We start from the raw sequence: 22027 nt of genomic DNA, 5'->3' as shown, positions 1-22027 counted from the left end.
CGAATCGCTACGCGATACTGCGTTCATTGCGCCCCTTCTCCTGCCTCGGCCCAGGCCGTCGAGCGCGCGGGATCGAACGGACAGCCGCCCGAGCGCAGATGATCGATGTACTCGTCGCGGAAGTACTTCAGCGAGGAGAGAATCGGGCTGGCCGCGCCGTCGCCGAGCGCGCAGAACGATTTGCCGTTGATGCTGTCGCTGATGTCGAGCAGCTTGTCCAGATCCGATTCGGTGCCGCGGCCCTCTTCCACCCGCTTCAGCAGCTGGACCAGCCAGTAGGTGCCCTCCCGGCACGGGGTGCACTTGCCGCACGACTCGTGGGCGTAGAACTCGGTCCAGCGCAGCACCGCGCGCACCACGCAGGTGGTGTCGTCGAAGATCTGTAAAGCCTTGGTGCCCAACATGGATCCGGCGCCCATGACGCCCTCGTAGTCGAGCGGCACGTCCAGGTGTTCGTCGGTGAACAGCGGGGTGGACGAGCCGCCCGGCGTCCAGAACTTCACCCGGTGGCCCACGCGCACGCCGCCCGCGTAGTCGAGCAGCTCCCGCAGCGTGATGCCGAGCGGCGCCTCGTACTGGCCGGGCCTGGCCACGTGGCCGGACAGCGAGTACAGGGTGAAGCCGGGCGATTTCTCGCTGCCCATGGAGCGGAACCAGCCGGTGCCGTTGAGGATGATGGGCGGCACGCTGGCGATCGACTCCACGTTGTTGACCACCGTCGGGCAGGCGTACAGGCCGGCGACGGCGGGAAACGGCGGCCGCAGCCTCGGCTGGCCGCGGCGACCCTCCAGTGAGTCCAGTAGGGCGGTCTCCTCGCCGCAGATGTAGGCGCCCGCGCCCGCGTGCACGATCAACTCCAGGTCGTAGCCGGAGCCGAGGATGTCGCGGCCCAGATAGCCCGCGTCGTACGCCTGCGCGACCGCGGCCTGCAACCGGCGCAGCACCGGCACCACTTCGCCGCGTACGTAGATGAAGGCCGTCGCGGCGCGGATGGCGTAGGCGGCGATGATCACGCCCTCGATCAGTACGTGCGGCGTGGCCAGCATGAGCGGAATGTCTTTGCAGGTACCGGGTTCCGACTCGTCGGCGTTGACCACCAGGTAGTGCGGTTTCACCGTGCCGTCGGGGCCGGGACCCTGCGGGATGAAGCTCCATTTCATGCCGGTCGGGAAGCCGGCGCCGCCGCGGCCGCGCAGTCCGGCGTCCTTGACCGTCTGGATGATCTGGTCCGGCTCCATACCCAATGCCTTGCGCAGCGCCTTGTAGCCGTCGTGCCTGCGATAGGTGGCGATGGTCCAGGACTGCGGGTCGTCCCAGTACTTGGAGAGCACCGGTGTCAGGGTGGTCATCGGAGGTCCTCCCCGTTCGGCCGCGGCGCGTGCATCTCGAGGTTCTTGGCCACCCGCAGACCGGCGACCGTCGGCTCGCCCGCCGCGCCGTCGAGCACGCCGGGACGTTCGTCGGGGAAGCCCGCCAGGATTCGCGCGGTCTGCCGGAACGTGCACAGCGGCGCGCCGCGGGTCGGGGTCACCTGCTGCCCGGCGCGCAGCGCGTCGACCAGAGCCTGGGCCGATTCCGGCGTCTGGTTGTCGAAGAACTCCCAGTTCACCATCACGACCGGCGCGAAATCGCAGGCGGCGTTGCATTCGATGTGTTCGAGGGTGATCGACCCGTCGTCGGTGGTCTCGCCGTGACGCAGGCCCAGGTGGGTCTCCAGCGCGGCCAGGATCGCGTCGCCGCCCATGACCGCGCAGAGCGTGTTGGTGCACACGCCGACGTGGTAATCGCCGGTGGGCGTGCGCCGGAACATGGAGTAGAAGGTGGCCACCGCGGTCACCTCCGCGCCGGTGAGACCGAGCTGGTCGGCGCAGAAATCGATGCCGGTGCCCGAGACGTGGCCCTCCTCGGACTGCACCAGATGCAGCAGCGGCAGCAGCGCCGAGCGCGGGTGCGGGTAGCGGGCGATGATCGCCGCCGCGTCGGTCTCCAGTCGCTCGCGCACATAGGGCGGGAAGGGCTCGGGCCGGGTGGAGAGCTTCAACAGGATTTCGGTCATCGGTCGACACCACCCATCACCGGGTCGATGCTGGCGACGGAGGCGATGACGTCGGCGACCATGCCGCCCTCGCACATCGCAGCCACCGCTTGCAGATTCGTGAACGAGGGATCGCGATAGTGCACGCGGTAGGGCCGGGTGCCACCGTCGCTGACCATGTGCACGCCCAGCTCACCGCGCGGCGATTCGACCGCGATGTACACCTGGCCCGCAGGCACGCGAATGCCTTCGGTGACGAGCTTGAAGTGATGGATGAGGCCCTCCATCGACGTGCCCATGATGCGGCCGATGTGCTTGGGGGAGTTGCCGAGTCCGTCGGGCCCGAGCTGCAGATCGGCGGGCCAGGCCAGCTTCTTGTCCTCGATCATCACCGGTCCCGGCCGCAGCCTGTCCAGGCACTGTTCGGCGATCTTGAGCGATTCCTTCATCTCCTCCACCCGGATCAGGTAGCGGCCGTAGGCGTCGCAGCCGGTGGTGGTGGGGACGTCGAATTCGTAGTTCTCGTAACCGCAGTAGGGCTGTGCCTTGCGCAGATCCAGCGGCAGGCCGGTGGCGCGCAGCACCGGGCCGGTGATGCCGAGGGCCATGCATCCGGTCAGATCGAGGTAGCCGATGTCCTGGGTGCGGGCCTTCCAGATGGGGTTCTGGGTGAGCAGATGTTCCATGTCGCGCAGCCGTTTCGGCAGCAGGGCCAGCAGCTCGCGGACCTTGGTGACGCCGTCCTCGGGTAGGTCCTGGACCAGTCCGCCGGGGCGGATGTAGGCGTGGTTCATCCGCAGACCGGTGATGGTCTCGAAAACGTCGAGGATGAGTTCGCGCTCTCGGAACCCGAACAGCATCGGGGTGAGCGCGCCCAGTTCCATGCCGCCGGTGGCCAGCGCGACGAGGTGCGAGGAGATCCGGTTGAGCTCCATCAGCAGCACCCGGATGACGGTGGCGCGCTCGGGAATCTGCTCGGTGACGTCGAGCAGCTTCTCCACTCCGAGGCAGTACGCCGTCTCGTTGAAGAACGGGGACAGGTAGTCCATCCGGGTCACGAAGGTGACGCCCTGCATCCAGTTGCGGAACTCGAGATTCTTCTCGATGCCGGTGTGCAGATAGCCGATGCCGCAGCGGGCCTCGGTGACGGTCTCGCCCTCGATCTCCAGGATGAGGCGCAGTACGCCGTGCGTGGACGGATGCTGCGGACCCATGTTGACGACGATGCGTTCTTCGCCTGCGCCGTCGAGGGTTTCGGTGACGGTGTCCCAGTCCTGACCGGCGACGGTGACGACGGTCGGCTCCGAAGGGTTCACGGCGTGCTCCCGCTGTCGGTCCGCAGCGGGTTCGCGCCCGGAGTCCGTGGTGTCGACGCCGGGCTGAGTATCGATGTCGTTCACTAGCTGTACGCCCTCCGCTCGTCGGGCGGCGGGATGCGCGCGCCCTTGTATTCGACCGGGATCCCGCCGAGCGGGTAGTCCTTGCGCTGGGGGTGGCCACGCCAGTCGTCGGGCATGGCGATGCGGGTCAACGACGGATGACCGTCGAAGAGGATGCCGAAGAAGTCGTAGGTCTCCCGCTCGTGCCAGTCGGTGGTGGGGTACACCGAGTACAGCGAGGGGATGTGCGGATCGGCGTCGGGCGCCGAGGCCTCGACGCGCAGCCTGCGGCTGTGGGTGACCGACATCAGGTGATAGACCGCGTGCAGTTCGCGGCCGGTGTCGTGCGGGTAGTGCACACCGTTGACGCCGAGGCACAGCTCGAAACGCAGTGCGGCGTCGTCGCGCAACGCCTGCGCGACGCGCGGCAGGTGCTCCCTGCGCACGTGCAGGGTGAGCTCGCCGCGGAAGACGACGATCTTCTCGATCGCGCTCTCGAAGGGCGTTCCGGTGGCCGCCATCGCTGTCCGCAGCGCGTCGACGACCTCGTCGAAGTAGCCGCCGTAGGGCGCGGGTGTGCTGCCGGGGAGGGTGACCGGACGGACCAGGCGACCGTAACCGGAGGTGTCGCCGGTGCCGGAGATGCCGAACATGCCGCGGCGCACGCCGATGACCTCCTCGCCCGTCGGCTCGGGTTCGGTCGACGGTGGCAGCGTGCCCTCGGGTCCCGCGGTCGCCGCCGCGTCGATTTCCGACTGGGGCGTGCTGGTGTCGGTGTTCTCGGGGGAGTCGAAGGTCATCGCAGCAGACCCTCCATCCGGATGGTCGGGGTCGACGCGAGCGCCGCCTGCTCGGCGGCGCGGATCGCCTCTTCGCGGTTGACGCCGAGCGGCATCTCCTGAATCTTGGCGTGCAGTGTCAGAATCGCGTTCAGCAGCATCTCCGGGCGCGGCGGGCAGCCGGGCAGATAGATGTCGACCGGCACCACGTGGTCGACGCCCTGCACGATGGCGTAGTTGTTGAACATGCCGCCGGAGGAGGCGCAGACCCCCATGGCGAGCACCCATTTCGGCTCGGTCATCTGGTCGTAGACCTGCCGCAGCACCGGCGCCATCTTCTGGCTGACCCGGCCCGCGACGATCATCAGGTCGGCCTGTCTCGGCGAGGCGCGGAAGGCCTCCATACCGAAGCGGGCGATGTCGAATCGTCCTGCGCCGGTGGCCATCATCTCGATGGCGCAGCAGGCGAGACCGAAGGTGGCAGGCCACAGCGAGCCCTTGCGCAGATATCCGGCGAAATCCTCCACCGTGCTCAGCAGAAAGCCGCTGGGCAGTTTTTCCTCGAGACCCATTTCCGACTAACTCTCACTTCCACTGTGCGGGTGAAACCTTGTGGCGATCAGTCCCAACTGAGTCCGCCCCGGCGCCACTCGTAGGCGTAGGCAACCGAGACGTTGAAGATGAACAGCGCCATCGCGGCGAGACCGAAGAGACCGAGCGCATCGAAGTGGACAGCCCACGGGTAGAGGAACACGATCTCGATGTCGAAGATGATGAACAGCATGGCGGTCAGGTAGTACTTCACCGGAAAACGCTGTCCGGTAATGCTTCCCGGCCCGCCCGCGACGGCGTGCGGAGTGGGCTCGATGCCGCACTCGTAGGCCTCCAGCTTGGCCCGGTTGTAGCGCTTCGGCCCGATGAGGGCCGCCAAGATGATGGAAAAGACCGCGAATGCCGCGGCGACCGCGCCGAGCACCAGGGTCGGCAACTCCATGTTCACGACTGCACTTCCCCTCCTGCGAGCCCGGGGCTCCCTCGACGGCGGCTGGTGGCAGCTTCCGAGGCGGGCTGACGTCGTTGTCCGCCTCGGCCAGACTCGCCCCATGGCCTCGCTCGGCGGGGCGTGCGTCAGGGAGATCGGACACAGCCGGTCTCATACCTGCGCTCTCGCCCATGTGAGCTACGGCACAGCCTACAACTGATACGAGTGGCCGCGACGCCTTTGACCCCGGATCTTTGATCGAATTCGGAACTACGATTTATGACTGATGTGGGGTAATCGGTCGGCGTCGTCACGTGACGAACCGGGACGTCGTCCCAGCTGCGGGACCACGCCAAAGCTACCGGCGAGTATCGCCAGTGCCGATGAGTTGCTCGCGCTGGTGACGGCGCCACACGCGACGATCCCGCACCCGCGGTGATTGCCGGACGCTATTGGTGACGATTGCTAATCGGTCGCCGGGAAGGACGGCCTCGCGGTCCGGCTACCCGATGATGACATTCGCCTCTGAATCACGCGGCGGTGCGGTTGCGCAGCAGAGTGACGACGGCCTCGGTGAGTCGGATCGGATCGATCGGATGCGCGACCGCCGCCTCGGCCCGCGACCAGGTCGCCAGCCATGCGTCGTCCGGACGGCCGGTCAATACGAGCACCGGAGGGCACTGCTCGATCTCGTCCTTGAGCTGCTTGGCGATGCCGAGCCCGCCCGCCGGCGTCGATTCGCCGTCGAGGATGGCGAGGTCGATGCCGCCCTCGTCCATCCGCTCGATGACCACCGGCGCGGTGGCCACCTCGAGGTAGTCCAGCTCGGGTAGTTCGGGGTGCGGGTTCCTGCCCAGCGCCAGCATCACCTGGCGCCGGGTATCGGCGTCGTTGCTGTACACCAGCACCCGCAGCGGGGTGGAACGAGTCGAGTCGGCCACGCAGGGATGGTACGTCCGCCGCGGTCCGCCCCGTGGCAGGTTGGCGCAGATCGATGCGCGCGTCGCCGCGAACGAGGTATGCGAGGACAAGGTGATCGCAAGCGCCCCATAGGAATTTGGCGGTACCATCCGGCGAATGCGGGGAGATCTCACCCCGGTCCTCGTCGACACCGACATCTGGACCGACGACATGCTCAACCAGGCCGGGATACCGGTCATCGACGTACCGTTCGTGACGATCGGCAGTGGAATCGGGTCGTTCGTCGCCTTCGACACTCTCCGGATCTACGGCGTGCCCGCGCGGTCGATCGCGGTGCTCGGTCCGCAGGACGTGCCGTGGTCCGGCTACGAATACCTGACCAGGGTGTCGCAGATTCCGCGCGGCGAGCGATTGCGCAGCGATTCCGGCAGCACCCCCGAGAACATCTGGGGCTTCCCGTCGTACGCGGTGCGCGAGGCGATTGCCGACAAGTCGCTGGCTCCGCTGTGGAACGTGCTCACCGAACCGATCCTCACCAACTACTACACACCGCGCGCCGGGCAGGTGTTCGCCGCGATGGAGCGCGAGTACCACCGCGTCGACTACGCGCGCTCGCTCTACAAGGGGCAGGTCCGGATGGTGCGCAAGCGCCACGGCGGCGGCTATTACACGATCCTGACGCCGCCCGACGGCACGACACCGACCAAGCGGGTGGCCTTCCGCAGCACGTATGTGCATGTGGCCGTGGGCTATCCGGGTCTGCGGTTGCTGCCCGACCTGCAGGCCTATCGCGAGCGCTTCCGCGATCCCACCCGGGTGGTGAACGCGTACGAACCGCATGAGCACGTGTATCAGGCGTTGCAGCGAAGACCGGGGACGGTCATGATCCGCGGCGCCGGGATCGTGGCCAGCCGCGTGTTGCAGCGTTTGATCGACGATCGCGACAGCCACCGGCTCAACACCCAGATCCTGCATCTGTTCCGCAGTTACGTCGCCAGTCCGCACGGGCCGAGCGTGTTCATGCGCCGCAAAGGCGCCGACGGATGGGCCTATCAGGGATTCAACTGGCCGAAGGGCGCCTGGGGCGGGCAGCTGAAAGCGAAGCTGCGCGGACTGGAGGGGGAGGAGCGCGCCGCGCTGTACAAGATGCTCGGCGGCACCAACACTCCGGTGCGCAAGAGCTGGCAGGAGCAACTGAAGCGTGGCCGCGCCCAGGGCTGGTACCAGGTGATGGCGGGCAGCGCTCGCGACCTGCGCCCCGCCGAGGGCAGGCCGGGCGTGGTGACCACCATCGAGCCGGACGCGCAGGCGCCGTTGCCTTTTCGGCCGCCGACACAACCGTTCGACACCCACGCCGACTACATCATCGACTGCACCGGCCTGGAGGCCGACATCCGCGAACACCGGCTGCTCGCCGACCTGCTCGACCACGCGGGGGCCGGGCGCAACCCGGTCGGCAGGCTCGACGTGGACCGCACGTTCGAGCTGGTCGGCACCCGTAGCGGTGCGGGGCGCGTGTACGCCGCGGGCAGCGCGACGCTCGGCGGCTACTACGCGGGCGTCGACTCGTTCCTCGGCCTGCAGTACGCCGCACTGGAAATGGCGGACGACCTCGCCGCGCTCGGTTTCTGCCCGCGCCTCGGCCCGCTGCGCTCGGCTCGGCAGTGGTGGCTGTGGGTCAACGACAAGAAGATCTGACCGATGACTCCCACACTGAACGGGCGAATCCAGACCCGTGTGTTCGTGCTCGGCGCGATCGGGCTGCTGGTGGCGCTGTTCGTCACGCCGCTGCTGCCGACCGGATCGCTCTCCCTCGGCCAGTCCTATCGGGTGACCCTGTCGGTGCTGCTCGCGGTGATCCTGGTCGGCGTGCTCTGGGAGCTGCTGTACCACTTCCTGCAGCAATTCCGATGGGAGAAGGACTGGCCGACGTTGTTCGGGCTGCTGACGATCGTGAACGAGGGGCTGCTGATCTGGCTGCTGCTGCGCACCACCACGATCGTGCTGCCCGAGCACCTGCGGCCTTCGGCGGCGGCGTTCCTGATCCACTTCGTGGTCACCTGGATCGTGTTCTGGCTCTTCGTGAACGGGCCGATCCGGTTGTTCTTCCACCGCTGGCGGTACAACGGAGGCAGGTTCCTGTGAGCGGGGCGGCGCACCGGCCCGACCGGGACGGGCGCCGCGAAGGAGGGTGGCGGTGACGGATCCGCAGGTCGAGGTGCTGCCCGGCACGCATCTCGTGGCGTGCTGCGACGGGGTGGTCGTGGTGGTGGCCCATCGGCACGATGTGACACCGACCGAGGACACGGCGGCGGGCGCGGCGTTGACCGCGCTGTGCGGTCTGGTCGACGAGGCGGCCGCCAAGGAGAGCACGCGCACCGGGCGCATGTTCGCACGCCTTGCCACCACCTGGCTGATGGGTCTCGACGACGAGGACGCCGTCGAGTTCGGCGTGCTCACCCCCTGCGTGACCGGGCTCGCGGTGTTCCTGCACGGCGGGGTCAGCGCGGTGCTGACGGTCGGGGACCGTTCGGAGGTGCTGCGCGGCAGCGACGCCGGTTTCACTGTCGACCGGGTGGTGATTCCCGCGCCCGCGATCGGGGCCGGATTGTTCGTCGACGAGGTGGATTCGGCGATCGAACTGCCGGGGATCCGCGGACTGTGCACGTTGGCATCGGGTGTCGTTCCCGGCGCGGGGGCGGTGCTCTGGTACGGGCAGCCGGTGCGGAAAGTGCCCGTGGTGAAACGAGATCGGGCCTCGGTGTATCCCGGGACCGACCGTGCGCGGTCGGAGCCGCCGCGTTCCGTGCCGCCGAATCGTGCGGCGCCACCGACCACGGACATCGATCTCGAGGAGACGATGGCGCCGAGTGCACCGGTCGAGGACGAGACCGCCGTGCCGCGAGCGTCCACCGCGGCGTCCGGCCGCCGCGGTTCCGGACCGATCGACGGCTCACGCAGGCGGGCGGTCACGGAACCGCGCCGCGAAACCGTACCGCCATCGGGTCGAGGGTCGGCGCACTCGCCCGGGCAGGCGATCGTCAAGGGCTACAAGTGCGCTCGCCAGCACCACAACGATCCCCGGGTCTCGTTCTGCGCGGTCTGCGGTATCCGGATGGATCAGCTCACCTGCGTCCTCACCGACGGCGTGCGCCCGCCGCTCGGCCTGCTGCTGCTCGACGACGGCACCTCCTATATCCTCGACTCCGACTGCGTACTGGGTCGCGAACCCGACCACTCCGAGGCGGTCCGCCGCGGCGCCCGCCCCATCCGCGTGGACGACGCCTCCGGCGGCATGTCCCGCACCCACGCCGAGATCCGTTTGAAGGACTGGGATGTCACCGTGGTGGACAGCGGCTCTGCCAACGGCACCCACATCCGTCAACCGGGCCAGGACTGGACCCGCGCCCTCCCCGGACACCCGGTGATCCTCCACCCCGGCGCGCAAATCCTCCTCGGCGGCCGCACCGCCACCTTCGACTCCCAGCACGGGCAGGTGTGAGTCGGCGGGCGATTCCGCGCGTCCTTCGGCGGCCGGGCCGTCGGGCGCGACAGCCACGGTGACGCCCTGTGGTCAGCCGGGGTGGAAGGCGTCTTCGCCGACCTCGGCGCGGTCCATGATGTGTGCGAGGAACAGGCGCGTGGTGGGGGTGGGGGTTCGGGTGGTGATGGCGTGCCAGGGGCGGTCGAGGGGGGTGCCGTCCACCGGTAGCACGCGCAGTGCGCCGGATTCGACGTGGTGCTCGACGGCGTCGTTGTGGATCAGGGTGACGCCGAGGCCTTCTCGGGCCGCGGCGAGGACCGCGCCGTGCGAGCCGAGGGTGAGGGTGGGCGGGGTGATCTGGAGTTGGTCGAGCAGGGCGAGCGTGGCGTCGCGGGTGCCCGAGCCGCGTCCGCGCAGCAGCCAGGTGGAGCGCAGCGGGTCGCGGCAGCGGTCGGGCGCGCCGACGACGACGAGCTGGCTGGCGCGGCGGGCGCGGGTGACCAGCCCCGCCTCCCTCGGCGGGCGGCCCGCGATGACGAGATCCGTTTCGTGGTGCTGCAATTCGACGAACAGGACGTCGCGCGGATGGATGCTCAGGCTCAGCTCGATGTCGGGATAGCGATTGCGGAACTTGGCCAGCGGCCGCAGCAGCACCGATTCGCCCGCAGTGGCCACCACGCCGATGCGCAGGCGTCCGATCTCGGCCTGCCGCACGGCGGCGTGGGCCTCTTTCATGAGTCCGAGGATGCTGCGGCAGTATTCGGCGTAGACGCGGCCCGCCTCGGTGAGCGCGATGCCCCGGCCCGCCTTCCTGACCAGCTTGGCGCCGAGCTGTTTCTCGATGTGGGCGACCGCCGCCGACACCGCCGCCTCGGTGACGTGCAGCTGGGTCGCCGCGCGCCGGATGCTGCTCTGGCGGGCGACGACCAGGAATGTTTCCATCCGCGCCGCGCTCACCATACCCATCTACCGACGGTAGCAAACTCAATGAAAACGTTGAGGATTACCAGAAACATTCAAATTGTTTGTGGTCGGTCGCCCGGTCATCCTGGAATTCGCAAGGCGCACAACGCTCCAGGAGGAACGATGGCCGAAGAGATCGAACGGGATCGGTGGGATCCGGGCGTCCAGTCGTACGCGTCGATGGGATATTACGCACCGGACTACCAGCCGTCGGACACCGATGTGCTCGCCGTGTTCCGGGTGACGCCGCAGCGCGGCGTGGATCCGATCGAGGCCTCGGCCGCGGTGGCGGGCGAATCGTCAACGGCCACTTGGACGGTGGTGTGGACCGACCGGCTCACGGCACACTCGAAATATCAGGCCAAATGCTACCGGATCGACGAGGTGCCGGGCAGGCCGGGGGAGTACTTCGCCTACATCGCCTACGACATCGATTTGTTCGAGGAGGGCTCGATCACGAATCTGACGTCCTCGGTCATCGGCAATGTCTTCGGCTTCAAACCGCTGCTCGCATTGCGCTTGGAGGACATGCGCATTCCGGTGGCGTATGTCAAGACCTTCCAGGGCCCGCCGCACGGCACGGTGATGGAGCGCGAATATCTCAACAAATACGGCAGGCCGCTGCTCGGCGCCACGGTGAAGCCGAAATTGGGACTCTCCGCACGCAATTACGGCCGGGTGGTCTACGAGGCGTGCAAGGGCGGACTCGATTTCACCAAGGACGACGAGAACATCAACTCGCAGCCGTTCATGCGGTGGCGCGACCGGTACCTGTTCGCCATGGAGGGCGTGAACCGCGCCATGTGCGAGACCGGCGAGATCAAGGGCCACTACCTCAACGTCACCGCGGCCACCATGGAGCAGATGTACGAGCGCGCGGAGTTCGCCAAGGAACTCGGCAGCGTGGTCATCATGATGGACCTGACGGTCGGCTACACCGCAATGCAGTCCATGTCGCATTGGGCGCGACGCAATGGCGTGCTGCTGCACCTGCACCGCGCGGGCCACGCCACCTTCACGCGCCAGAAGACGCACGGCGTGAGCTTCCGCGTTCTAGCCAAGTGGTGCAGGCTGATCGGCGTCGATCACCTGCACGCGGGCACCGTGGTCGGGAAGCTGGAGGGCGATCCTGCGACCACCAAGGGGTTCTACGACACGTTGCGGGAGAACCACATTCGCACCGAACCGCGCAACGGCATCTTCTTCGACCAGGAGTGGGCGAGCCTGCCCGGGGTGATGCCGGTGGCCTCCGGCGGCATTCACGCGGGTCAGATGCACCAGCTGCTCGACCTGTTCGGCAACGACGTGATCTTGCAGTTCGGCGGCGGCACCATCGGCCATCCGCTGGGCATCGCGGCGGGCGCCGAGGCCAACCGGGTGGCGCTGGAAGCGGTGGTCAAGGCGCGCAACGAGGGCCGCGACCTGCTCAAGGAAGGTCCGGACGTGCTGCGCAAGGCGGCCGAGATCTGCCGTCCGCTCGACGTCGCGCTGGCGACGTGGGGCGACGTCACCTTCGACTACACCTCCACCGACGCACCCGACGCGGTGCCGACGTCCAGCCGCTGAAAGGCGTTCGCATGTATCTGCGTCACGGAACCTTCTCGTATCTGCCGGATCTCACCGACGCCGAGATCGCCGCGCAAGTGCGCTACGCGCTGCTCAACGGGTGGCCGGTGTCGATCGAGTACACCGACGACCCGCACCCGCGCAACGCGTACTGGGAGATGTGGGGTCTGCCGCTGTTCGATCTGGACGAGCCCGACGGCGTGCTCGCCGAGATCGATGCGTGCCGGGCGACCTTCCCGCGGCACTACATTCGAGTGCTGGCCTACGACGCGAGCTACACCAGGCAGACCACGGCGCTGAGCTTTCTGGTGCAGCGTCCGCTGGACGAGCCGGGCTTCACCCTGACCCGCACCGAGGGCCCGGACCGCGTGCAGACCTACGGCCTGCATGCCTACGCCACCGATCACCGCCAGGGACAGCGGTATGGCGGCTGATCGGAACGGCTCCGGTTTCCGCCTGCACCGGCCGGGTGTCGACGACTCCCGGCCGGTGCGCGTCGCGTCCGAGGCCGAAGCCGAGGCGCCCGTCCTCGGCCCGGACGCGACGCTCGATCTGTCGACCGATATCGCGGGCAACGATGTCGAGGAGACGCTGGGCCGGCTGGACGCGGAGCTGGTCGGCCTGGCCAATGTGAAGCTGCGGGTGCGCGAGATCGCCGCGCTGCTCTTGATCGACCGGGCCAGGCAGCGGTTCGGGCTCGACGCCTCGCGGCCCACCATGCACATGAGCTTCACGGGCGGTCCCGGGACCGGGAAGACGACGGTGGCGCTGCGCATGGCCGAGATGCTGCACGCGCTGGGCTATATCCGAAAGCCCAAGGTGCACACCGTGACCCGCGACGATCTGGTGGGTCAGTTCATCGGGCACACCGCGCCGAAGACCAAGGAGGCGCTGGCCAAGGCCGCGGGCGGGGTGCTGTTCATCGACGAGGCCTACTACCTGTTCCGGCCGGAGAACGAGCGGGATTACGGGCAGGAGGTCATCGAGATCCTGCTGCAGGAGATGGAGAACGAACGCGGGAGTCTGGTGGTGATCTTCGCGGGCTATCCGGATCGGATGGAGCGGTTCTTCTCGGCCAATCCCGGCTTGTCGTCCCGGGTGGCGCATCACCTCGAGTTCGTCGACTACACCCATGCCGAGCTCATGGCCATCGCGGAGCTGATGGTCGCGCGGGAGAACTTCCGTTTCGATCCGCCCGCGGCCGCGGCGTTCTCGGAGTATCTGGAGCTGCGGATGACCCGCCCGCGCTTCTCGAATGCCCGCAGCGTCCGCAACGCGCTCGACCGGTGCAGGTTGCGCCAGGCCAAACGCCTGGTGGAGCTGCGGCGACCGCTGACGAGGACCGATCTGATCACGCTGACCGACCGGGACGTCTACGGCAGCAGCGTGTTCACCGACAGCGGTGCGCGCGACGGTGCAGCGGAGCACCGCGCGTCGAACACCACCGAGCAGCCGGACGGGCCGACCGCGAGGGCCCCCGCATGACCGAATGAGCCGCCATGCCAGAAGGACTGAAGACCCTCACCCGCTACACGATCGAGGAGGAGCACCGGCATCCCGGTTCGTCCGGTGAGTTCTCCGCCCTGGTGAACGTCGTCGCGACGGCGACGAAGATCATCGCCAATCAGGTCACCCGCGGCGCGATCGTCGGGTCGCTCGGCGCCTCCGAGCCGGACAACCTCCCGCCCACGGTGCATCGCAAGCTCGACGCCATCACCAACGACATCATGGTGGCGGAAACCCAATGGACGGGCCATCTCTCGGCGCTGCTCTCCGAGCAGATGTCCGCGATCCATCCCGTGCCCGACACGCACCGGCGCGGAAAGTATCTGTTGGCGTTCGACCCGCTGGACGGTTCGAGCAATATCGACGTGAACCTGCCCGTCGGCACGATCTTCAGCGTGCTGCGGGCGCCGGAGCGGGTGTGGGGGCGACCCGGCCGCGAACCCACGGCGGCGGACTTCCTCCAGGCGGGCGCCGAGCAGGTGTGCGCTGGCTTCACGCTCTACGGTCCGGCCACCATGCTGGTGCTGACCACCGGCCGCGGCGTGGACGGGTTCACGCTGGACCGCGAGATCGGCGCGTTCGTGCTGACCCACCCGCGCATGCGAATCCCCGAGGACACCTCGGGTTTCGCCATCAACGCCGCCAACGAGCGGTTCTGGGAACGCCCGGTGCGGCGCTACGTGCACGAATGCCTGGACGGCGTCGACGGGCCGCGCGGCCGGGATTTCAACATGCGCTGGGTGGCGTCGCTGGTGGCCGACACATTCCACATCCTCACCCGCGGCGGGGTGTACCTCTACCCGCACGACACCCGTCCGCCCGCGCGGCCGGGGCGGGTGGCGCTGCTGTACGGAGCCAGTCCGATCGCGTTCATCGTCGAGCAGGCGGGTGGAGCGGCGACGACGGGTAACGAGCGGGTGCTCCAGGTGACGCCCGACGCGGTCCATCAGCGGGTGCCGTTGATCTTCGGCTCCCGCAACGAGGTCGAGCGCATCGAGCGCTACCACCAGGAGCCCGACGAAGGCCCCAGTTTCGACAGTTCCCTGTTCGGCAACCGGTCGCTGTTCCGGCCGGCCGGTCGCTGATCGGCGCATCGACATCGTTGTCCGGCAATTCAGGAGGTGCCATGTCGGTCAAACATCCCGTGGTCGCGATCACCGGTTCGTCCGGTGCGGGGACGACCAGCGTCACTCGGACCTTTCAGGAGATCTTCCGTCGCGAGGGGATCAACGCGGCGATCGTGGAGGGCGATTCCTTCCACCGCTTCGACCGCAACGAGATGAAGCTCGCCATGGCCGAGGCCGAACAGAACCGCAACGTGCGGTTCTCGCATTTCGGCGAGGAAGCGAATCTGCTGAAGGAGCTCGAGACGCTGTTCCGCGATTACGGCGAGACCGGCGTCGGCACGGTGCGCCGATACCTGCACGACGAGGCCGAGGCCAAGCCGTACGGGCAGCCGCCGGGCACGTTCACTCCGTGGGAGGAGCTCACGCCCGGCAGCGATCTGCTGTTCTACGAGGGTCTGCACGGTGCGGCCGTCACCTCGACGGTGGATGTCGCGCAGTACACCGATCTGCTGGTCGGAGTGGTGCCGATCATCAATCTCGAATGGATTCAGAAGGTCTACCGCGACAAGAACCAGCGCGGCTACTCCAGCGAGGCCGTGATCGACACCATCCTGCGTCGTATGCCGGACTACGTCACCTACATCTGCCCGCAGTTCTCCCGCACCTACGTCAACTTCCAGCGGGTGCCCACCGTGGACACCTCGAATCCGTTCACCGCCCGCACCATTCCGACCGCCGACGAGAGCTTCGTGGTGATCCGTTTCGCCGATCCGAAGGTCATCGACTTTCCCTACCTGCTGTCGATGCTGCACGACTCGTTCATGTCGCGGCCGAACTGCATCGTGGTGCCGGGCGGGAAGATGGAACTGGCGATGCAGCTGATCTTCACGCCGCTGATCCTGCGGCTGATGGACAAGCGGCCCAAGCGAAGCCGGTGAATCAGTCGGGCAGCAGCGGAACCGACAGGCCCTCGCCGCGGTTGATCAGCGCCGCGCGGGTGACGGCCGCCGAGCCGAAGCGGCGGCGCAGGTCGTCGAGGGTGGCGTCGAGCGTGTTGTCGGCGCGCGGTTCCAGCGGGAGGGTGAGCTGGACCGCGTCCGCGTCGTCGAGGTTGGTGAGGGCGAGGCCGATGAGGGTGAGGCCGCGCTCCTGAATCATCGGCATGGCGTCGGCGAGCAGCAGGCGCGCGGCGAGCAGCAGGGTGTCGGTGTGGTCGGTGGCCTCGGCCAGCGTGCGGGATCGGGTGGCGCGGCTGAAGTCGTCGAAACGCATGCGCAGCACGACCGTTCGGCACACCCGGTCGGCGGTGCGCAGCCTGCGGCCGAGGCGGTCGGTGAGCCCGTGCAGGTAGGCCTCGATCTCGTCGGCGGGGCGGGCACGGCGGCCGAGGGCGCGTTGCGCGCCGATGGAGCGGCGGCGGCGCCCGGTCTCGACGCGGCGCGGGTCTCTGGCCATCGAGAGCGCGAACAGGTGCCTGGCGGCGGCCGGGCCGAGGAATCCGCGCAGTGCGCCCTCGCCGAGATCGGCCAGCTGCCCGATCCGGGTGACGCCGTGCTCGTGCAGCGTGCGTGCGGTGACATCGCCTACGCCCCAGAGTCTTTCGACCGGGAGTGGATGCAGGAAGTCCAGTTCGGCCGACGGCGGCACCAGGCGCAGACCGTCGGGTTTGGCGACCGCGCTGGCGACCTTGGCGAGGAACTTGGTTCGCGCGATGCCGACCGAAATGGGCAGACCCACTTCGTCGCGCACCCGCGCCCGCAGCCGCTGGGCGATGTCCAGTGGCGGGCCCGCGATGCGGCGCAAACCGCCGACATCGAGGAACGCCTCGTCGATCGAGATGCCCTCGACCACGGGCGTGGTGTCACGGAAAACCTCGAACACCGCCTTGCTCGCCTCGGAGTAGGCGCTCATGCGCGGCGGCACCACGATCGCCTGCGGGCACAGCCGCCGCGCCTGCGCGCCGTTCATCGGCGTGCGCACCCCGAACGCCTTGGCCTCATAGGACGCCGCGAGGACGACCCCGCCGCCCACGATCACCGGCTTGCCGCGCAGCCGTGGCTCGTCGCGCTGTTCGACGGAGGCGTAGAAGGAGTCCAGGTCCGCGTGCAGGATCGACGCCTCGGCCCGCGCCTCGATCCGCGGCCTTCCGCGGCCGCGCGACGGCGCGGCGGCGGGGGAGGCGCGGAGATCGGACACGAACATATGTTCGCATACATGCCGGTCCGGCGCGTCGGACCTACTGACATCAGACCTATTGACAGGGCCGCTCGGTCCGCAGCTGACCAAGCTTGTGCATGTGCCGGCCACCGCTCATCGAGGAGGGCCGGGACCTGTCCTCGATGAGCGGCATCCTGGCCGACAGCTCCTATCGTGTGCTGCCGGCCTGACGGCCCGGCCTCACTTCAGGTGCCGGGCGAAGAACCGGTTCGCCTCCTCACCCGCGTGCTGCGGGACGCCGGTGTGCCCGCCCATATTGGCGTTCAGCGTCTTCTCCTTGGAGCCGAAGGCGTCGAACAGGTCCAGCGCCATTTGCCGGTCGTTTCCTTCGTCGTCCCACTGCAGCAGGACATGCAGCGGAATGGTGACCTGCCGGGCCTCGGCGATGATGGTGCGCGGCACGTAACTTCCCGCGAACAGGACGGCGGCCGTGATGCGCGGTTCGACCACCGCCAGCCGTGTGCCGATGGAGATCACCCCTCCCGAATACCCGACCGGGCCGCCGATCTCGGGCAGCGCGAGCAGGGCGTCCAGAGCGGTCTGCCATTCCGAGACCGCCGGGTCGAGCAAAGGGAGGATGAGCCGGTCGACGATGTCGTCGGTGACCGGCTCGCCAGCGGCAAGCGCCCGGTGCAGGTCGGCGCGGGCTTGATCGACGGCAGCGGAACGGGGCCGCTCACCGCTGCCGGGGAGTTCGATGGAGGCTGCGGCGTAACCTTCCGCCACGGCGTACCGGGCCCTGTCCAGCAATCGCGGGTACATCTTCTGCAGTCCGATGGGGGAGTGGCCGAGCAGGATCAGCGGCACCGGTGTGGATGCGGATGCGGGTGTCCACAGGATGCCGGGGATCTCGCCGAGGGTGAATCTGCGCTCGAGGACGCTCTCGTCGTCGAGGCGCTGTTCGGAAATGAATTGCACAGTCGTGCCTTTCGGGAGTGCTTGCGAACGGCGCTCCCGGACGACCTACCGCCCGGCCGTGACCCCAGAGAGGAGCACCCATGTCGATACTGCGTTCACGGGTACCACCTCCTCGGTCTCTCGCACGGCCTCCAGAAAAGTAGCAGTGGCCGCTGTGGTCCGCCAACGGGTTTTTGCAGAGGCTCCGTGGCCGGATGGCGGCCGCAGCACCCCGCCTCGTCCTTGTCCGATGAGTTCTCCGGGTCCGGGAGGTCTATCAGTCATGAGGAAACTGATCTATTCGTTCGGCGTGTCCGTGGACGGCTACGTCAACGACCGCGACGGCAGCATCGACTGGACGAATCCGGACGAGGAACTGCACCAGTTCCACAACGACAGGTACCGCGAGATCGAACTCTCGCTGCACGGTCGTCGCCTGTACGAGCTGATGGCCGAGTACTGGCCACACGTGCCCGAGGACGCGCCGCGCATCGAGCGCGAGTTCGGCAGGCTCTGGACGGAGAAGCCCAAGGTGGTCTTCTCCAGGACGCTCACCGAGGTCCACTGGAACAGCACCCTGATCAGCGAGAACGCGGTCGAGGAGGTCCGCAGGCTGAAGGCCGGGGGTGATGGCGTGATGGAGGTCGGCGGCGCGGAAATCGCGGCCTCGCTGATGCCGCACGGGCTCATCGACGAGTACTGGCTGTTCCTCTATCCGGTGGTCGTCGGCGGCGGCACGCCGCTCTTCCCGTTGCTGGACAAGCGAATCCAGCTCCGGCTGGCCGAGACGAAGCACTTCGACAAGGTGGTGATGCTGCGCTACGTCGCCGACTGACAGACCTGACGACCTATGGTCAGGCGGCCCTCCGGCGGACGGTGCGCTCGAGGATCCCGAGTGTGGCCTTGAGGGCAGACTCGGGAACCACAGGAAAGGCGAAGCGCCTCTTCGACTCCTCATCGACGTCCGACCAGTCGTAGTACGACGTGACGAGGGTGCCGCCCTCGGTCGGCTCCAGCCGGTAGCCGTAGATATGGCGGACATGAGGCCGGATCCGCGCTTCGACGGTCCAGGCGATCTCCGCGTCCGGGGCGAGCTTGGTGATGACGACCTCGACGTCGTACTTGCCGAGCGGGACGTCCCCGAGGGCTTCCCTGTCCATGTGAACCAGGAACCGGTCGCCGGGCTGTGTGACCGGTTCCCCTTCGGCGTCGAGGAGCATTCCCGACGCGTCGATGTCCACGTGGCCCTTCGGGTCGGTCAGGACCGCGAAGATGGCGTCGGCGGAGGCGGGGACGAGTCGGGAAACCTCGATCCTTTCGGCGTTTTCGCGCACGGGCGGAGTTTCCGCCGTAGCGGTCAGGACCGCGCGACCGAGGGTGTGCGAAGCCATGGTGAAGCCGAGAACGGCCGGGGTGGCGTCGGCCGGGACGCCGATGGACTCGACGTCGAGGGCGTGCACCACGACGAAGTAGCGGTGCGGGCCGTGCCCGGCCGGCGGGGCTGCGCCGACGAACCGGGCTGCGCGGACGTCGTTGGGCAACTGGAAGGCGCCCTCGGGCAGACCCGAGCCGGTGTCGTCCCCTGCGCCCTCGGGCAATTCGGTGACGGTGGCGGGGATGTCGGCGACCGCCCAGTGCCAGAACCCGGATCCGGTGGGGGCATCGGGGTCGTAGACGGTGACGGCGTAGCTCTTGGTGGCTTCCGGGGCCCCGCTCCAGGACAGCTGCGGGGAAACGTCCTTCCCGCCGGGGATTTCGGAGGAGAACTGTTCGGGCGACCAGGCTGCGCCGTCGATGACGGTGGCGCTGGTGACGGTGAAGGAGGCCGCCTCGGGGAGGCGAGCGAAGGGGTTGTTGGCGCTCATAGCGTCGTTCCTTTCGGGCCGTGCTGTGCGGGCGGTGATGCGGCCGACGGGGGGGCCGCGGCATCCCGTGAGGACGAGCGTCACCGCAAGATCGACGGTAGCAAAGATAATCGATTATCTGTCGAATCGTCTATGCTGGCAGCATGACCCGGACGGCCCAGACCTCGACCGCGGGGAAGCAGATGCTCACCGAGCAGATCTACGCACACCTGCGGAACGCGATCATGCGCGGGGATTACGCCCCCGGTGACGCACTCAAACCGCAGGATCTCGCCACGGAGCAGTGTGTGAGTCTGGCCGTCGTGCGCGAAGCTCTCGTGCGGGTGGTCGGCGAGGGCCTCGCCGATCGGCTGCCCAATCGCGGTTTCGCCGTCCCGGAATTCTCCGACCGCCGCTGGCAAGAGGTCGCGGAGGCCCGCCGGACCATCGAACCGGTCATGCTTCGCATGTCGATCGAGCGCGGCGACGTCGAATGGGAGGCGCAGGTCCGAGCCGCCCACCACCGGCTGGCGCGCACCCCGGCGTTCGTGCCGGACGAGGGCGAGTATTACAGCGAGGCATGGTCCGAAGCCCATCGGGTCTTCCACCGCACCCTGCTGGAGGGCTGCGGCAATCCCGTCCTGCTGGAGACCTTCGACCGGATGTGGACCGCGAGCGAGCTGGCTCGCCGGTGGTCGACATACCGCAACCCCGACCGAGACGGTGTCGAGGAACACCGCAGGCTGGAGGAAGCGGCGCTGGCCCGCGACGCCGACGCCGCGGCCGAGGCGCTGACGCGGCACCTCACTCTGACCGCGGCCGCACTGACCGGCGATACCCGCCGCGAGCCCGCGAAGGAAGCTTGATCCTCGCCGACCTGGCAGGACAGCGGGATTCGGGATCCCTTCCGCACGGATCTACGATTCGCCTACGTAGACAGGGTCGATGCTCGGTACTCTGTGGCGACAGTAGATCGGACGACGATGAGGGAGTCGGTACGGTGCGCGGATTCGGAGACCTGGAGGCGGTGATCATGGACCGCATCTGGGACAGAGACGCGGAATCCACGACGGTGAGAGAGATTTTCGAGGAACTCTCCGCCGAGCGTGGTATCGCGTACACCACGGTGATGTCCACTATGGACAACCTGCACCGCAAGGGGTGGCTGGCGCGGGAGCGCGCGGGCAAGGCCTACCGGTACTGGCCGACGCTCACCCGCGAGGAACACAGCGCCCGGCTGATGCTGGAGGCGCTCGGCTCCGGCGGGCGCTCGGACCTGGTGCTCAGCCACTTCGTGGACCGGATCAGCGCCGAGGAGTCGGCGGGGCTGCGCGCGGCGCTGCGCAGGTTGACCGCGCGACGGACGCCCGAGGCCCCGTGAACGTCGCACTGTGCCTGATGGCCTACGGCAGCACCGTCGCGGTCTTCGGACCGCCGGTGCTGCACCGGCTCACCCGCCGCGGCGTCGCGCCGCGGCTGGGGGTGCTGGCCTGGCTGGTCGCGATCGCCGGGGCGCTCGGCGCCTGGGTGCTCGCGGCAGGCCTGTTGGCCGTCGAGTTCGCCACCTATTGGCGGCATCCGAGCGAGGCGCTGCGCGCGTGCTACTCGGTGTTGTCGTTTCCGGTGGACATGCACGGGGGGTGGGCGACTCAGTTCGCCTCCTATTCGCTGGCGGCGCTTCTCGCCTCCGGCGTCGCGGCGATGTCGCTGCAGGCCGCGCGGGTGGCGCTGCGGCTGCGCGGGCGCACCATGGCGCACGGGCGCGCCGTACGAATGGTCGGTCGAGAGATGCTCGGCGCCGGCGCGGTCGTGCTGGATTCGCCGGAGCCGCAAGCCTATTGCGTCGCGGGCCGCCCCGACACGATCGTCGTCACCAGTGCCGCGCTCGACGCGCTGACCGGGGAACAGCTGGCCGCCGTCCTCGCTCACGAACACGCACACCTGCGCGGCAGGCACGCCACGCTCACCGCCGCGCTGCGCGCGATGGCGACCACCCTGCCCGGTCTGCGGCTGCTCTCCGTGGGCAACGTGGAGATCGGCAGGCTGCTGGAGATGTGTGCCGACGATCGCGCGGCCCGCGTCCACGGCCGCGAACCACTGCTCGGCGGGCTGATCGCCCTGGCAGGTGCGGGAGCTCCGGTGCCGGCCGGCGTTCTCGGCGCGGCAGGCACCGCGGTGCTCGCGCGCGCCGAACGGCTGGTCGACCCGGTGACCGGCGTGCACCGCGCCACCAACCGCACCGCCTTGCTCGGCGTGATCGCGGCTACCGTGATCGGCCTGTTCGAGATCGCCGTCGGCATTCTGTTCTGCAGCACCATGATCAACTGACCTGCCGCTGTTGTCGGACCGGCGGTGTAGCGTGCCGGAGCGAACGTCTGCTGACACAG

General features: G+C 68.3%; 22 protein-coding genes and 1 pseudogene. 12 read left to right on the top strand and 11 right to left on the bottom strand.

The window, feature by feature from the left end; genetic code table 11:
* Positions 1 to 23: 23 nt before the first annotated feature.
* The 7 genes from nuoF to ACRWNM_RS22945 all read right to left on the bottom strand — a co-directional run bounded on the left by nuoF (position 24) and on the right by ACRWNM_RS22945 (position 6041).
* Positions 24 to 1349, bottom strand: a complete 1326-nt coding sequence (gene nuoF, locus ACRWNM_RS22975; protein WP_431970123.1) for an NADH-quinone oxidoreductase subunit NuoF — start codon at positions 1347 to 1349, stop codon at positions 24 to 26.
* The gene (nuoE, locus tag ACRWNM_RS22970; RefSeq protein ID WP_431970122.1) at positions 1346 to 2056 is read right to left on the bottom strand and encodes an NADH-quinone oxidoreductase subunit NuoE; all 711 of its coding nucleotides are present in this window, start codon (positions 2054 to 2056) and stop codon (positions 1346 to 1348) included. The genes nuoF and nuoE overlap by 4 nt, the downstream gene beginning before the upstream one ends.
* Positions 2053 to 3351, bottom strand: a complete 1299-nt coding sequence (locus ACRWNM_RS22965) for an NADH-quinone oxidoreductase subunit D (RefSeq protein ID WP_431970224.1) — start codon at positions 3349 to 3351, stop codon at positions 2053 to 2055. Before ACRWNM_RS22965 ends, nuoE begins: the two co-directional genes overlap by 4 nt.
* Before the next feature lie 83 nt (positions 3352 to 3434).
* On the bottom strand, positions 3435 to 4214 hold the full coding sequence (locus ACRWNM_RS22960; protein ID WP_431970121.1) for an NADH-quinone oxidoreductase subunit C: 780 nt from the start codon (positions 4212 to 4214) through the stop codon (positions 3435 to 3437).
* Positions 4211 to 4765, bottom strand: a complete 555-nt coding sequence (locus tag ACRWNM_RS22955) for a NuoB/complex I 20 kDa subunit family protein (RefSeq protein ID WP_431970120.1) — start codon at positions 4763 to 4765, stop codon at positions 4211 to 4213. The genes ACRWNM_RS22960 and ACRWNM_RS22955 overlap by 4 nt, the downstream gene beginning before the upstream one ends.
* Before the next feature lie 47 nt (positions 4766 to 4812).
* Positions 4813 to 5187, bottom strand: coding sequence for an NADH-quinone oxidoreductase subunit A (locus ACRWNM_RS22950; RefSeq protein ID WP_431970119.1), 375 nt, complete (start codon positions 5185 to 5187; stop codon positions 4813 to 4815).
* A 518-nt stretch (positions 5188 to 5705) separates the two neighbouring features.
* Positions 5706 to 6041 carry a hypothetical protein gene (locus ACRWNM_RS22945; RefSeq protein ID WP_431970223.1) on the bottom strand — a complete coding sequence of 112 codons (336 nt, stop codon included), beginning with the start codon at positions 6039 to 6041 and terminating at the stop codon, positions 5706 to 5708.
* Between the two features lie 211 nt (positions 6042 to 6252).
* On the opposite strand from ACRWNM_RS22945, the gene ACRWNM_RS22940 reads away from it, so the two are divergent.
* From ACRWNM_RS22940 to ACRWNM_RS22930, 3 genes are read left to right on the top strand one after another with little or no spacing between them, the layout of a single operon-like run.
* Positions 6253 to 7794, top strand: coding sequence for a hypothetical protein (locus ACRWNM_RS22940; protein ID WP_431970118.1), 1542 nt, complete (start codon positions 6253 to 6255; stop codon positions 7792 to 7794).
* Positions 7795 to 7797: 3 nt separating this feature from the next.
* Positions 7798 to 8241, top strand: coding sequence for a hypothetical protein (locus ACRWNM_RS22935; RefSeq protein ID WP_431970117.1), 444 nt, complete (start codon positions 7798 to 7800; stop codon positions 8239 to 8241).
* 52 nt (positions 8242 to 8293) lie between these two features.
* A complete protein-coding gene (locus ACRWNM_RS22930; protein WP_431970116.1) occupies positions 8294 to 9598 on the top strand; it encodes an FHA domain-containing protein in 1305 nt (434 codons plus the stop codon).
* Positions 9599 to 9670: 72 nt separating this feature from the next.
* On the opposite strand, the gene ACRWNM_RS22925 is transcribed toward ACRWNM_RS22930, so the two are convergent.
* The gene (locus tag ACRWNM_RS22925) at positions 9671 to 10546 is read right to left on the bottom strand and encodes a LysR family transcriptional regulator (RefSeq protein WP_431970115.1); all 876 of its coding nucleotides are present in this window, start codon (positions 10544 to 10546) and stop codon (positions 9671 to 9673) included.
* A gap of 120 nt (positions 10547 to 10666) precedes the next feature.
* Between ACRWNM_RS22925 and ACRWNM_RS22920 the strand changes: the two genes are divergently transcribed.
* From ACRWNM_RS22920 to ACRWNM_RS22900, 5 genes are read left to right on the top strand one after another with little or no spacing between them, the layout of a single operon-like run.
* Positions 10667 to 12109 carry a form I ribulose bisphosphate carboxylase large subunit gene (locus ACRWNM_RS22920; protein ID WP_431970114.1) on the top strand — a complete coding sequence of 481 codons (1443 nt, stop codon included), beginning with the start codon at positions 10667 to 10669 and terminating at the stop codon, positions 12107 to 12109.
* An 11-nt stretch (positions 12110 to 12120) separates the two neighbouring features.
* Positions 12121 to 12543: a ribulose bisphosphate carboxylase small subunit gene (locus tag ACRWNM_RS22915; protein WP_431970113.1), complete on the top strand. Its 423-nt coding sequence runs from the start codon at positions 12121 to 12123 to the stop codon at positions 12541 to 12543.
* Positions 12533 to 13594 carry an AAA family ATPase gene (locus tag ACRWNM_RS22910; protein WP_431970112.1) on the top strand — a complete coding sequence of 354 codons (1062 nt, stop codon included), beginning with the start codon at positions 12533 to 12535 and terminating at the stop codon, positions 13592 to 13594. Before ACRWNM_RS22915 ends, ACRWNM_RS22910 begins: the two co-directional genes overlap by 11 nt.
* Before the next feature lie 14 nt (positions 13595 to 13608).
* Positions 13609 to 14700: a class 1 fructose-bisphosphatase gene (locus ACRWNM_RS22905; RefSeq protein ID WP_431970111.1), complete on the top strand. Its 1092-nt coding sequence runs from the start codon at positions 13609 to 13611 to the stop codon at positions 14698 to 14700.
* Between the two features lie 41 nt (positions 14701 to 14741).
* Positions 14742 to 15620, top strand: coding sequence for a phosphoribulokinase (locus ACRWNM_RS22900; RefSeq protein WP_431970110.1), 879 nt, complete (start codon positions 14742 to 14744; stop codon positions 15618 to 15620).
* Between the two features lies 1 nt (position 15621).
* Here ACRWNM_RS22900 and dinB read toward each other — a convergent pair whose 3' ends face one another.
* Together dinB and ACRWNM_RS22890 are read right to left on the bottom strand one after the other, a co-directional pair.
* Positions 15622 to 16884 carry a DNA polymerase IV gene (dinB, locus tag ACRWNM_RS22895; protein ID WP_431970109.1) on the bottom strand — a complete coding sequence of 421 codons (1263 nt, stop codon included), beginning with the start codon at positions 16882 to 16884 and terminating at the stop codon, positions 15622 to 15624.
* 195 nt (positions 16885 to 17079) lie between these two features.
* On the bottom strand, positions 17080 to 17817 hold the full coding sequence (locus tag ACRWNM_RS22890; RefSeq protein WP_431970108.1) for a dienelactone hydrolase family protein: 738 nt from the start codon (positions 17815 to 17817) through the stop codon (positions 17080 to 17082).
* Positions 17818 to 18079: 262 nt separating this feature from the next.
* Here ACRWNM_RS22890 and ACRWNM_RS22885 point away from each other — a divergent pair, with 262 nt between their 5' ends.
* Positions 18080 to 18631 carry a dihydrofolate reductase family protein gene (locus ACRWNM_RS22885; protein WP_431970107.1) on the top strand — a complete coding sequence of 184 codons (552 nt, stop codon included), beginning with the start codon at positions 18080 to 18082 and terminating at the stop codon, positions 18629 to 18631.
* A 502-nt stretch (positions 18632 to 19133) separates the two neighbouring features.
* On the opposite strand, the pseudogene ACRWNM_RS22880 reads toward ACRWNM_RS22885, so the two are convergent.
* Positions 19134 to 19661: pseudogene (locus tag ACRWNM_RS22880) on the bottom strand (YbhB/YbcL family Raf kinase inhibitor-like protein); the annotation flags it as partial.
* Between the two features lie 143 nt (positions 19662 to 19804).
* On the opposite strand from ACRWNM_RS22880, the gene ACRWNM_RS22875 reads away from it, so the two are divergent.
* From ACRWNM_RS22875 to ACRWNM_RS22865, 3 genes are all read left to right on the top strand, one after another.
* Entirely contained in the window at positions 19805 to 20506 is a 702-nt protein-coding gene (locus ACRWNM_RS22875; protein ID WP_431970106.1) for a GntR family transcriptional regulator, read from the top strand.
* A gap of 134 nt (positions 20507 to 20640) precedes the next feature.
* Positions 20641 to 21021, top strand: a complete 381-nt coding sequence (locus ACRWNM_RS22870) for a BlaI/MecI/CopY family transcriptional regulator (protein WP_281292405.1) — start codon at positions 20641 to 20643, stop codon at positions 21019 to 21021.
* Positions 21018 to 21968, top strand: a complete 951-nt coding sequence (locus tag ACRWNM_RS22865; RefSeq protein ID WP_431970105.1) for a M56 family metallopeptidase — start codon at positions 21018 to 21020, stop codon at positions 21966 to 21968. The genes ACRWNM_RS22870 and ACRWNM_RS22865 overlap by 4 nt, the downstream gene beginning before the upstream one ends.
* Positions 21969 to 22027 lie beyond the last annotated feature (59 nt).

It is taken from the genome of Nocardia sp. bgisy134, from assembly GCF_965341865.1.
In the GTDB taxonomy this organism is placed as follows: Bacteria; Actinomycetota; Actinomycetes; order Mycobacteriales; family Mycobacteriaceae; genus Nocardia.
The sequence above is the reverse complement of the archived record's forward strand: the minus strand, read 5'-3'. Positions and strand labels throughout refer to the sequence as shown.